This is a genomic window from Vibrio sp. 10N.286.48.B8, from assembly GCF_003050085.1.
GTDB lineage: Bacteria > Pseudomonadota > Gammaproteobacteria > Enterobacterales > Vibrionaceae > Vibrio > Vibrio crassostreae.
On sequence record NZ_PIGD01000002.1, the window covers coordinates 408,479 to 421,739 of the forward strand.

The following is a 13,261-nucleotide window of genomic DNA, read 5'->3' on the forward strand; positions in this document are numbered from 1 at the left end:
AGAATAGTTGAACTAGAAACTACTGATTTGTTTTTGAGTGCTTATCTGCAACCCAGCCAGCGGTTAATGCTTTACCTTTACGCAGCCTGCGTACCCACATTCTGCTTGGGTGAATCGCTTCAAGCACATCGACAGGTAAGGGAAGCGGATCGCCACAAATTTGTGATGCTAACACTTCAGCCAATAATGGCGCAGAGCTCAAGCCACGTGAGCCTAATCCGATAAAACAGTATAGGTTAGGGAAGCTTGTCACCGTTTCAACATCATCAACCGGGTCACGCTGTGGGTTAAAGTTGTGTAGATCTTGGTACTGATCTTTAATGGCTTCGAAATCGCCCACATTGCCAACAAATGGCAAGTGGTCACGGCTCACGCTACGGATACCTTGGCGCGCTAGGTTGCTACTGGTATCGACATCTTTTGTCCATGCTTGGTCTGGCAGTGACCCATGCAGACGCTCGCCATTATGTTGCTGAACCTCAATATCAAACTCTTGGTCGATGTTGGTTTTGTCGTAGTTTGCGCCAATACAATGGTGTCCATTGTTTGGGTTTTGTGGTGTTAAGTAACCATCAAAGCACAACACGGTTTTTAGTTTACTGAGGTTATCCGTGGTCGGAATGTGGCTCACTTGACCTTTAACCGGTGTCAGTGGTACTGGCTGAGTCTGCTCAAACTGAGTGAACTTGTGGCCGTTCGCAACCACCACTTGGTCATGCTTGGTTTGAATCTCACCTTGTGGTGTCTCAATGATGAGCAACCATTGTTGTTCAGTTTCGAGCCATTCTAGTTGAGTCACTTGATGTTGATAGTGAGTGCTAACTTGGTGGGTCTCTTCTAACTTCCCGATCAGGCCTTGTGTCAGTTGCAGAGGGCTCAACCAACCACCCAGTGGGAAGTAAACGCTCTCTTTATCGACCGGTAGGCCAATCTTTTCATTCGCTTGTTCTGGCGATAAACGCTGAATCAAATCTGTATGGAAATTGCCTTCCAACATGCGGTTGAGCTTTTTAGTGGAGCCTTCGTCCCACATCAAAATGTTCACGCCACACCAACTGTGGTCAAACTGAATAGATTGCGCCGCCTGATTAATGAACTGGCGAGCAAACAGTAAGCCTGGTCCAAACACGCGAGACACGTTCGAGGTGGCTTCGCTTAACAATGGATAAATCGCACCTTGATTGTTGCCTGATGCATTACCCGCTGCTTGTGGGTGCTCACAATAAAGCGTGATGTCTTTACCACGGCGGCTCAGCGTTTTAGCGAGTGCTGCACTAGCAACACCACCACCGATGATAGCGATGTCTTGCGATTCGCTGTGCTGTGATAGGCCATACCAAGGTTTGATGTTGGTGTGAGCATGCTTTTCGCCAAGTCGGCCTGCAATCATTTCTCGCTTGGTGCCAAAACCTTTGACCTTCTTCATTTCAAAGCCAGCTTCAATTAAGCCACGGCGCACAAAGCCAGCCGCGGTGAAAGTCGCGCAACTACAATCTTGCTTGGCGAGCTTGGCCATACCGTTGAATAGGTTTTGATTCCACATCTCTGGGTTCTTGCTCGGAGCAAAACCGTCTAAGAACCAAGCATCAACCAAACCTTCACGTGGGGTTGGTACGTTAGGCATGCAATCTTTAATATCGCCAAACCATAAATCAAGCGTGATTGCACCGTCGCCAAGCACAATGCGGTGACATTCAGGCAGGGCGATAGGGTAGTGTTGTTGGAGTTGCGTCGCATACTCGGCTAATTCTGGCCACGATTGGTGTGCTTTGATGAGATCCTCTTTATTTAAAGGATATTTTTCAAAACTGATGAAATGTAACTCTTTGGTCATCGCTTGTGGGTTATCTTTAAGAAAAGCATCGAACCATTGCCAAACTGCAAGAAAGTTCAAACCTGTGCCAAAGCCGGTTTCAGCAATCACAAAACGGCGTTGTTCATGTTCAAGCCAACGCTCTGGAAGGTGGTTTTGCTTTAAAAAGACGTAGCGAGTTTCTTCTAAACCGTTAACATTGGAGAAGTAAACGTCGTCAAATTGGTCTGAAACTGGCGTGCCAGACTCATTCCATTCCAGTTCTGCATTAGTAATTGAAGTCATAAAATCTATCATTTTGTGATTTGAAGCGATATGTTGGTAGGGATTGTACGAATTTCTAGGAAAGCTGACCACTTTTGTTAGGCTTCTTAGTTATCATCTAGCTGAATTTAGAATTATAGGAATGTCACATGAAACGAGTCGTAATCACCGGTATGGGTATTGTTTCAAGTATCGGTAACAACGTCGAAGAAGTTTTAGCATCACTGAAAGAGGGTAAATCTGGTATTACCGCTTCAGAGCAGTTCAAGGAAAATGGCTTGCGCTCTCAAGTATGGGGTAACCTAAAAATGAACCCTGCTGACCATATCGATCGCAAAAAAATGCGCTTTATGGGTGATGCAGCGGCATTCGCTTATCTTTCAATGGAGCAAGCAATTGCTGATTCTGGTTTAACTGAAGATCAAGTATCTAATGACCGCACGGGTATAGTTGCGGGTTCAGGTGGTGCTTCATCTCTAAACCAAGTAAACGCGGTAGACATCATTCGTGAGAAAGGCGTGAAGCGTGTTGGTCCATACATGGTTCCACGTACAATGGCTTCTACGGTTTCTGCTTGTCTAGCAACTCCTTTCAAAATCCGTGGTGTGAACTACTCTATGAGCTCTGCATGTGCGACATCTGCACACTGTATTGGTCACGCAATGGAGCTTATCCAACTTGGTAAGCAAGACGTTGTATTCGCTGGTGGCGGTGAAGAACTGGATTGGTCTCTGACTATGATGTTCGACGCAATGGGCGCACTTTCTACTAAGTACAACGACACTCCTGAACTGGCTTCTCGTACTTACGATGCAGACCGTGACGGTTTCGTTATCTCTGGTGGTGGCGGCATGCTAGTAATCGAAGAGCTTGATCACGCAGTTGCTCGTGGCGCGAAAATCTACGGTGAAATCGTAGGCTACGGCGCAACTTCAGATGGCTACGACATGGTTGCTCCTTCTGGTGAAGGCGCGGTTCGTTGTATGAAGATGGCTATGCAAAACGTCGATGGCGTTGACTACGTGAACACTCACGGTACTTCAACTCCAGTTGGTGACGTGAAAGAGCTAGGCGCTATCCAAGAAGTTTTCTCTCAAGGTAATGGCGGCGGTAACAGCCCAGCAATTTCTGCAACTAAAGCGATGACAGGTCACGCTCTAGGTGCAGCTGGCGTACACGAAGCGATTTACTCAACGCTAATGCTAGACAACGGCTTCATCGCTCCAAGCATTAACGTTTCTAACCTAGACGAAGCAGCTGCTGGCCTAGATATCGTAACTGAAGCTCGTGAACAAGAGCTAACAACGGTTATGTCTAACAGCTTTGGTTTCGGCGGTACGAACGCAACGCTAGTAATCAAAAAGTACCAAGCTTAATTTAGGCTTGAGTCAGATATACAAAGGTTAATCGTTAAAGGGTTACGCGAGTGTAGATCCAACACGCACAGGTAACTCATTAATTATGAACCACAGAACAAAGCTTTATAAACATGGGTTTTAAATCTAGGTTTAAAAGTTGAAAGGTTTCCAGAGCTTGATCAGTAGTGACTTAGTTAGTACTGGTTGAACAGACGCAAGACTCTGTCTCCTGGAGAGCGAGATAGGATCCTTTTGTTCTGGATGTTTGCCCGATTGTTTATTCAATCGGGCATTTTTCGTTTTAGCCGTTTGATCTTGGGTGTTCATTTTGGTTTCGGTTCTTGTCTGTCAAGGCTAGCCGATTCAGCCCTTTATTTATAATGTATTCCAATTGCTACTCGACACCGTGTGTGGAATTTTGCACAATCATTTCAATTCACATTTAGGTCGATAGACCCCAACGAAAGTACTCGCCAAATGAAAATCTTAATCGACGAAAATATGCCTTACGCTGAAGCGCTATTTAGCCAGCTAGGGGAAGTGACAATGAAGTCTGGTCGCACATTAACAGCTGACGACCTAGTTGACGTAGACGCATTGATGATTCGCTCTGTTACCAAAGTAAACGAGTCATTAATCAGCAAAGCCAATAAGCTGAAGTTTGTCGGGACTGCGACGGCTGGTATGGATCACGTTGACCAAGAATTGATGAAAGAGCGTGGCATTTTCTTTACTGCGGCTCCTGGCTGTAACAAGGTGGGTGTTGCTGAGTACGCGTTCAGTGCGATGATGGTTCTTGCGCAGCAGCAAGGCTTCTCTGTTTTTGATAAAACGGTTGGTATTATCGGCTGTGGTCAAGTGGGCAGCTACTTAGCGAAGTGCTTAGAAGGCATAGGTATTAAAGTTCTGCTGAACGATCCTCTAAAACAACAAGAGGGTGATTCTCGCGAATTTACTGAGCTAGAGACTCTGCTTGAGCAATCAGACGTTATTACATTGCACACGCCAATCACTAAAACGGGTGAGTTTCCAACGCATCACTTGATCAATGATCAAGTGCTGAACAACTTACGTGCTGATCAAATTCTGATTAATGCCGCTCGTGGCCCTGTGGTGGATAACCAAGCGCTAAAAGCTCGTTTACAAAAAGCTGATGGATTTACTGCGGTTCTTGATGTGTTTGAATTTGAACCTGAAGTCGACTTTGAACTTCTTCCGTTACTCGCTTTTGCAACTCCTCACGTAGCGGGCTACGGTTTAGAGGGTAAAGCGCGTGGTACCACGATGATCTTCAACAGTTATTGTGAGTTTTTAGGTACTGAACAGCGTGCGTATGCAAGTGACTTATTGCCGACAGCGCCTGTACCTCAAATGAAATTAGATAGAGCTTGGGATGAAGCAACACTGCACAATTTGACTCAGTTGATCTATGATGTGCGCAAAGACGACGCCTTATTCCGTCGCAATATCGCTACGCCGGGTTCTTTTGACAAGATGCGTAAAGAATATTGGGACCGCAGAGAATACAGTGCAGTCGAGTTAACGGGCGACGAATCTTGTAATTTAACGCCGTTATCTAAACTCGGTTTTATGGTAAAGCCAACTTTATAAAAGAGAGAAACAATGAGCCAAGAATTTAATATTGCTATTTTAGGTGCGACTGGTGCGGTTGGTGAAACCATTCTTGAAGTACTTAAAGAGCGTAAATTCCCTGTCGGTGAACTGCACTTACTAGCAAGTGAACGTAGTGAAGGCAAAACTTCCCGTTTTAACGGCAAAACAATACAAGTACAAAACGTAGAAGACTTCGATTGGTCTCAAGTACATATTGCGTTTTTCTCTGCAGGTAGCGAACTTTCAGAGCGTTGGGCTCCAATTGCTGCTGATGAAGGTGTTGTTGTTATCGATAACACATCACGTTTCCGTTACGAATACGATGTTCCTCTGGTTGTGCCTGAAGTGAACCCTGAAGCAATTGCTGAGTTCCGTAACCGTAACATCATCGCGAACCCTAACTGCTCGACTATCCAAATGGTAGTAGCGCTAAAACCAATTCACGATGAAGTGGGTCTTGAGCGTATTAACGTCTCAACTTACCAATCTGTGTCTGGTGCAGGTAAGCCAGGTATCGATGAGCTAGCGGGTCAAACAGCTAAGCTTCTTAACGGTATGCCAGCTGAAAATTCAGCGTTCTCACAGCAGATCGCTTTCAACTGTATTCCTCAAATCGATGAATTTACAGAGAACGGCTACACGCGTGAAGAGATGAAGATGGTTTGGGAAACTCAAAAAATCTTTGCTGATTCTTCAATCACAGTGAACCCGACTTGTGTTCGCGTACCAGTATTCTACGGTCACGCAGAATCTCTACACATTGAAACTCGCGCGCCTATCGGTGCAGAGCAAGTGGTTCAGCTTCTAGAGAACACAGAAGGTGTTGAAGTATTCCAAGCGCTAGACTTCCCAACTCAAGTTCGTGATGCCGGTGGTAAAGACCACGTAATGGTTGGTCGTATTCGTAACGACATCAGCCATCACAGCGGCGTGAACATGTGGGTTGTAGCTGATAACGTTCGTAAAGGCGCGGCAACAAACGCAGTTCAAATCGCTGAAGTTCTGATTCGCGATTACTTCTAAGCTTTATTGCTTTGATAAACAAGCCTCACTCTTTAGTGGGGCTTTTTTAATCGATTAAAAATATTGTTAGTCAAATTGTGTGAAATTGCTGCGAATATTGTTGCTGCAACACATTTTTTGTTTTCATCTCTATAGTTTTACGTCATTTATCCGATATATTTAATAGATCATCACTTTTCCGAATTTAAGCACCTAGCTGAGCCTTTTATGTTTCAAATTTTCAAGCCGTGGTTAATGCCTTTTGCCTTTATCATTGCGACTCAGATTTCCGTTGTTCGTGCAGATTCCATTCGAGTTGTAGGGCCTAATGGTCAGATACAATCAGCGCCTACGTTTTCAGAACCTCTTCAAAGAGCGCAATCGAATAGCGCTGAGCCTTCACGTTTCTATGGTCCAACTCGCGGCTCAGAGACATTGTGGTCTATTGCTTCAAAGTTACGCCCTGATAACTCCGTTTCAGTCCAACAAACCCTGTTGGCTATTTATCGCTTAAACCCACAAGCGTTTGAAAACCAGAATATCCATAGTCTGCTGCCTGCCAGCAATTTACGTGTGCCTTCTTTAGAGCAAACACGTGCAAGTTCGACGCAGCAAGCTATCAACATCATGAACTCACATCTTGCTAAGCTTGATGCTCCTGCGAGCAAGCCTGTCGCTTCAAAACCAAAAACCTCGAGTTCTGATGCAAAAAATACTACTCCTGCCAAGCAAGTAAGCTCTGCTGAAACTGCAAAAAAACCATTGTCTCTAACTCAGTCTTCTCTAGAACAATCCGCTCCAACCCAAGAGATGAACAAGTTAGAGAAGCAGCTAGAGCTTTCAGAAACTGAACTCTTGTCACTTGAAGAGAAAAACCACCAACTTCGTTTGATGTTGTCGAATGTTCAATCGGAAGTTGATGAACTAAAAACTGAGCTCAGTGATGAAGACCGCATTCGTAGCGAAGTGGAAAAGCTGCTTGATGAAGAGCGCAGAAAGAACGCCGAAATTGAAAAGATGGCACCAAGTGCCATGGACGAATTGTTATCGAATGGTTGGTTAGTGGCGGCTCTTGCGATTATTCCAGGTCTGCTACTTGGTTTGATCATTGTGATGTTGTTAGGCCGTCGTTCTAAAAATGATGAGCAACAGCAAACTACTCAAGAGCAACCGATTCAGCCAGAACCAAGCGTCGTCGCGCCTATTGCATTGGGCGACGAGATGGATGACCTTAACGAGCTGTCGTTAGACGATGATTTGTTTGGTACGGAAGATGACGCCAACAAGTTGTTTGACGATCAAGCGCTAGCTGAAGAAGACGATGTCTTTGCCGGTTTAGATGAGTCGGATCTCGATTTTAACCTCGACGGTGAAGATGATGACCCGTTTGCCAGCATTGGCGAAAACGGTGATTTAGACACCAACTTCGATGATCTTGATTTAGACAGCAGTAACGGCATTAGTGTTAATGGCGAAGAGAAGGCTCTTGGTCTTGAAGAGATGGAGCGCGCGCTCGATAAAACCGCGGAAAGCGCACTTGATACAGATGAAGTCGATTTTGACCTTTCTGATGATAACGCAATGTCTGCTGATGACATTGAAGCCTTGTTATCTCAAGAGGGTGAAACTGAGGACTTAGGCTCTAACGAGCTAGACCAATCTTTATTAGATGATCTGTTTGCTCTTGATGACGAAGATGATGACAGCTTTGATATTGATGCGTTGATTTCGGAAGAGCAAAGTAATTCGCCGTCTAACACTGAAGCACCAGCAAGCGATGATTTTGACATTGATGCACTTATCTCAGAGCAACAAAGCGATACCAAGCCTGCTGATTTGAGCAATGACGATTTTGATATTGATGCTCTAATCTCTGAACAACAGAGCCCTGAGCCTGCGTCACCGCCAGCAAATGACGATATTGATGACATCTTTGCCCAGGTTGCCGCTCAGAACGATCAAGCGAATGACCCTTTCAACCTCGATAACGACGATGAGATTGCTACTAACCTAAACAGTGGTTTAGCGTCTGATGATGATATCGAAAACATTTTGTCTCGGTTCGATAAGCCAATCGTAGATGAAGAACCTCAAGACAGCGTTGACCTGCTTGATGAGCAATTGGCTGGGGATGACGTTGATCTAAGTCACTCGACCGACCTTCTTGATGAAATGTTGGAAGACGAATCGGGTGATGAGTCTGAAAGTGAGCCTTTAGGTTTTGACTCATTATCTGAACTTGAAGAGCTTTCTGGTTTATCGACCGATGATGACCTAAACATCGCAGAAGACAGCACGGAAACCTTAGATGAATTGATAGGTGATTCTGACGATGATGATTTCGAACTTGATGCCGAAAGTACCGACTTATTGGATGACTTCCTTGATAGTGAATTGTCAGATGATGGGCTGTCAGCAGACGAAGCAGATGCCCCAAAAGCGGAATCTTTAGACCCGTTTGATGACTTACTGACAACTGGCATTGAAGACGAGCTTGAATCTGAAGAGAAGGCGTTTGATAAAGAGCTAGACGCGGCCTTTGGTTTTGACAACGCTAACGATGAGTCTGCAAATAACGCAGACGTTGAGCATACTCCGTTAACCTCTGAAACATCTGAAGTTGAGCCTGAGCAAGCGTCGGATATAAGTGAAACACCACAATCTGAAGCCGTTAGTGATGAGTCGTTAGATTCGAAACTGATCCAAGAAAGTGCTGACGTTAAGCCAGAAAATGATGAAGACTTTAATCGTGATGACTTTATCGATGATTTGTTCGGTGTCGCACCGGCAACGGATGCTTTACTTGATGACTCGCTAGAAACGACAGACGAAGCGTTGATTGATGAGTTAATGACTTCTGATGACAACGATTCGCTGCCAGCGACAGAAGAGCCAGCTGAACCATCTCTTGAAAATACGGTTGAACCAGAGCAAACGTCTCTTTCAAACAGCAACGAAGTATCATCGGAAGAAAGCGCATCATCGGTTGAAGATGATGAACTGGATATCGACTCGCTGTTATCTGAGAATTCTGATTTTGATAAACCAGCTTTTGAAGAGCGAGTTCAAGAAGAAACCGCACAACAAGAACCAGAGTCGAAAGAAGCCGACGTACAAGAGCAGCGTGAAGACATTGCTGTTAGTTTTGAAGATCAAGCTTCGCCATCCTCTTTAAATGATATCTCTGAAGATGATGAAGAGACGGTTGAAGATTGGTTAGCTGAAGCGATCGACGATGTAGAGTCTCCAGCGAACATCGACTCTGATTTCGACTTTGAGCCTAAAATTCAAGGTAGCGATGAATTTGAAGATGTCGTTGAATCCTTGCCAGAGCCAGAGCCAGAGCCAGAGCCAGAGCCAGAGCCAGAGCCAGAGCCAGAGCCAGAGCCAGTTCGTGCTGCAAATATGCCAGAAATTATTCCAAATGAATTCGGCGTACCACAAGACGACGATTGGCTGATTGAAGATGAGACGTCTGCACCAGAAGCATTAGCAGAAACTGACGCAACACCAGAACCTGTAGCACCTGTTGTTGAACCTAAATTAGACGCTGAATCGCAAGTTGAAGCTACTCCACAAGCGGAAGTAGCAGAACAAGAAAACGAAGACGAATTCTCGTTTGATGACTTCGAATTACCTGAGTTTGGTGAAGAAGACGCACTGGCAGAAGCTGATGCTGAATCAACATCGGAGTCAGTAGTACCTGCTGTTGAGACTCAAGCTGAAGCTAAGGGCCAAGACGACGAAGAGTTTTCGTTTGATGACTTTGAGTTGCCAGAGTTTAGTGAAGAAGACGCACTGGCAGAAGCTGATGCTGAATCAACATCAGAGGCAGCAACGCCTGATATCGACTCTCAACCAAGTGTTGAATCGCAACCAACCGCTGAGCCTCAGCTAGAGGCTGCACCACTGGCTGAAACTGCGAAACCAGAAAGCGAAGAAGAGTTCTCGTTTGATGATTTTGAGTTGCCAGAATTCGGTGAAGAAGATGCATTAGCTGAAGTTGTTAGCGAACCAGACGAAGCTCAATTAGAACAAGATCTATCTGATGGCACTGAGAAGTTCGAATTCGATGACCTTGATCTGCCTGAATACGATGAAGAGAGTGCGAAAGCCGATTCTGTCTTAGATGATATTGAGCAAAGCAGTGCTGAGCCAGTAGCAGAAGATGAAGGCGTAGAGTTCAATGAACTTGATTTACCAGAATACGGTGAAGATGAAGCCATCTCTGATGCTTTTGCTGAGAAGCCAACACCGCTAACGTCTTTCAGTCCACAAGGCGAAGAGCAGGATGCGTTGCATGATTTGTTCTCAAACCCGCAGAGCTTCAGTCACGCTGAAGATTTCTCGAATGCACAAGATTCTGAGTTGGCTGGTTTTGCACAGCCAGAAGAATCACTGAGCGCTGCGTCAGAGCTAAACTCAACGCCTGCAGCGGTTCAAGACGAGCCACTAGAAGGCTTTGATGACTTTGATGAGACAGCATTAGCTGAGTTGCTTTCTGAAGATGTTCAAGACTCTGTCGACAACATGTTCGATAAGCCATTGGATGCAACATCGATTGATAGTGCAGGGCTAGATATTGATGCCATGCTAGAAGTTGGCGGCGAAGACTGGAAAGGCTTTAACCTAGCGCCAGAGCAACAATCGAGCATGCATAATGATGTGCCTGATGACCAACAAGAGATTTGGGCGTCGGCTGAACAGCAAGCTGAACCGAAGATCAAAGAAGAGAACTGGGCTCAACAAGACAACCTAACCGAATCAGGCAGCAGCCGTGATAAGCAATACATGACCATTGATGAACTGATGGCTCAAGTCGAGCAAGAAGGTGAAGAGGTCATTAATCCGGATGATGAAGAGCTTAAACTGGATGTTGGCCTAAATGAATTCCCAGACGTTATCGGCGACATTGGCAACTATGATGTTGATAGCAACGCAGAGGCTGCAGGTAAGCTTGATTTGGCTAAAATTTACATCGAGATGAGTGACTCGCAAGGTGCAATTAAGCTTCTAGAAGAGGCAATCGTTGACGGTAGCGATGATATTCGTCGAGAGGCAAAAAACCTGATCGATTCGTTAAACGGTCGATAAATTAAAAATCATAAAGGGTAGCGTTGGCTACCCTTTGTTTTAAGGCGATACAGAGCGCCATTGTATTATTTGGTTTCTTAAAAGTATCGTCTCGGTCGATGCTGATTGTTTATTGAAGTTTTAGCCCCATCCTATTTGGGCTAGCACTGATTTCCGTATATACTTCTCGCCCATTTTCAAAGAGAACAAGAACATGAAAATTGCTTTAGGTATTGAATATAACGGTACCCACTACTTTGGTTGGCAGCGCCAACGAGACGTGAAAAGTGTCCAAGAAGAATTGGAAAAGGCTCTTTCAGTTGTCGCGAATCACCCTGTAGAAGTTATGTGCGCAGGTCGTACAGATGCCGGTGTTCACGGTACGGGACAAGTCGTTCACTTTGAAACTAATGTCGATCGTAAAATGGTGGCATGGACAATGGGCGCGAATGCCAACATGCCAAAAGATATTGCGGTTCGTTGGGCGACAGAAGTGAATGAGGATTTCCATGCTCGTTTCTCAGCAACTGCCCGCCGTTATCGCTACATTATCTTTAACCATGCACTTCGCCCAGGCATTTTGAATTCAGGCGTGAGCCATTATCATGGTCATCTTGATGAGAAAAAAATGCACGAAGCGGGTCAGTACTTACTTGGTGAGAATGACTTCACTTCGTTCAGGGCAACACATTGTCAATCCCGTAGCCCATGGAGAAACATGATTCACTTGAATGTGACTCGCCATGGACACTACATTGTGATCGATATTAAAGCGAATGCGTTTGTTCACCACATGGTGAGGAATATTACTGGTAGCCTTATTGCCGTTGGTAAGGGTGAGCAGAAACCAGAGTGGATCCAGTGGCTTTTAGAAGCTAAAGATCGAAAAGTAGCCGGCGCAACTGCAAAAGCGGAAGGTTTGTATCTGGTGGATGTTGATTATCCCGAACATTTTGAACTACCACGAGAGCCAATTGGTCCTCTATTTTTGCCGGATAATTTGAACTAAATGTGAGACTTAGGTTCAAAAATTATTACGGTTTAGTGCGTAAGATAGTCCCAGAAAATAGGTACAACCAGTTTTTTATCTACAGTCGCTGTTTTATGTGCTTTAATTCCCACGCATAATTCCCAAATTTATTTCTTTCGCAATCAAGCGGAAGAATCGAAACAAAAAGGTCTTCCATGAGTTGGCTTGAAAAGATTTTAGAAAAAAGCAACATCGTAACATCTCGTAAAGCGTCTATCCCTGAGGGTGTTTGGACTAAATGTACTTCTTGTGAGCAGGTTCTGTACCATGCTGAACTAGAGCGTAACCTAGAAGTATGTCCAAAATGTGACCATCACATGCGCATGAAAGCACGTCGTCGTCTGGATACATTCCTAGACAAAGGTGAACGTGTTGAACTAGGTACTGATCTTGAGCCACAAGATAAGCTGAAATTTAAAGATTCTAAGCGTTACAAAGAACGTATCTCTGCTGCACAGAAAAACAGTGGTGAGACAGATGCACTAGTTGCAATGAAAGGCGAACTGCTTGGTTTACCTATCGTAGCGTGTGCTTTTGAATTCTCATTCATGGGCGGCTCAATGGGTTCTGTTGTTGGTGCTCGTTTCGTGAAAGCGGTAGATGCTGCTATCGAGAACAACTGTGGTTTAGTTTGTTTCTCTGCAAGTGGTGGTGCGCGTATGCAAGAGGCATTGATGTCTCTAATGCAAATGGCGAAAACCAGTGCTGCTCTAGAGCGTTTATCTGCGAAAGGCCTACCGTTTGTTTCAGTCATGACTGATCCAACAATGGGTGGTGTTTCTGCAAGTTTGGCGATGCTTGGCGATATCAACATTGGTGAGCCAAAAGCACTTATCGGCTTTGCTGGACGTCGTGTAATCGAACAAACGGTACGTGAAGACCTTCCTGAAGGTTTCCAACGCAGTGAGTTCCTACTAGACCACGGTGCTATCGACATGATTGTTGACCGTCGTGAGATGCGTCAGCGCGTTGCAAGCCTTGTTGCTAAAATGACCAACCAGCCTTCACCATTAGTAGTTTCTGTGAACGATTCACCGAATGAAGCTACTTATGAAGTACCAGAAGCGCCAGAAAAAGGGTAAAGTACCTTCTAACAAACCAACTTAA

At 45.0% G+C, this 13,261-nt stretch carries 7 protein-coding genes and 1 pseudogene; 6 read left to right on the forward strand and 2 right to left on the reverse strand.

Annotation, left to right across the window (positions count from 1 at the left end; all coding sequences use genetic code 11):
• Nucleotides 1-19: 19 nt before the first annotated feature.
• The gene (gene mnmC / locus CWO08_RS04445) at nt 20-2,170 is read right to left on the reverse strand and encodes a bifunctional tRNA (5-methylaminomethyl-2-thiouridine)(34)-methyltransferase MnmD/FAD-dependent 5-carboxymethylaminomethyl-2-thiouridine(34) oxidoreductase MnmC (RefSeq protein ID WP_108019971.1); all 2,151 of its coding nucleotides are present in this window, start codon (nt 2,168-2,170) and stop codon (nt 20-22) included.
• A gap of 56 nt (nt 2,171-2,226) precedes the next feature.
• Here mnmC and fabB point away from each other — a divergent pair, with 56 nt between their 5' ends.
• Nucleotides 2,227-3,453 (forward strand): beta-ketoacyl-ACP synthase I, encoded by a 1,227-nt coding sequence (fabB, locus tag CWO08_RS04450; RefSeq protein WP_108019972.1) that lies wholly within the window; start codon nt 2,227-2,229, stop codon nt 3,451-3,453.
• Nucleotides 3,454-3,532: 79 nt separating this feature from the next.
• Here the strand turns inward: fabB and CWO08_RS24345 are convergent.
• A pseudogene (locus tag CWO08_RS24345) lies at nt 3,533-3,826 on the reverse strand (hypothetical protein).
• Nucleotides 3,827-3,912: 86 nt separating this feature from the next.
• Here CWO08_RS24345 and CWO08_RS04460 point away from each other — a divergent pair.
• From CWO08_RS04460 to accD, 5 genes are all read left to right on the forward strand, one after another.
• Entirely contained in the window at nt 3,913-5,046 is a 1,134-nt protein-coding gene (locus CWO08_RS04460; RefSeq protein ID WP_048660828.1) for a 4-phosphoerythronate dehydrogenase, read from the forward strand.
• 12 nt (nt 5,047-5,058) lie between these two features.
• Nucleotides 5,059-6,072 carry an aspartate-semialdehyde dehydrogenase gene (locus tag CWO08_RS04465; protein WP_010436890.1) on the forward strand — a complete coding sequence of 338 codons (1,014 nt, stop codon included), beginning with the start codon at nt 5,059-5,061 and terminating at the stop codon, nt 6,070-6,072.
• A gap of 207 nt (nt 6,073-6,279) precedes the next feature.
• Entirely contained in the window at nt 6,280-11,145 is a 4,866-nt protein-coding gene (locus CWO08_RS04470) for a FimV/HubP family polar landmark protein (RefSeq protein ID WP_108019973.1), read from the forward strand.
• A 193-nt stretch (nt 11,146-11,338) separates the two neighbouring features.
• Entirely contained in the window at nt 11,339-12,133 is a 795-nt protein-coding gene (truA, locus tag CWO08_RS04475) for a tRNA pseudouridine(38-40) synthase TruA (protein WP_004734161.1), read from the forward strand.
• A 176-nt stretch (nt 12,134-12,309) separates the two neighbouring features.
• Nucleotides 12,310-13,236, forward strand: a complete 927-nt coding sequence (gene accD / locus CWO08_RS04485) for an acetyl-CoA carboxylase, carboxyltransferase subunit beta (RefSeq protein WP_010436898.1) — start codon at nt 12,310-12,312, stop codon at nt 13,234-13,236.
• Nucleotides 13,237-13,261 lie beyond the last annotated feature (25 nt).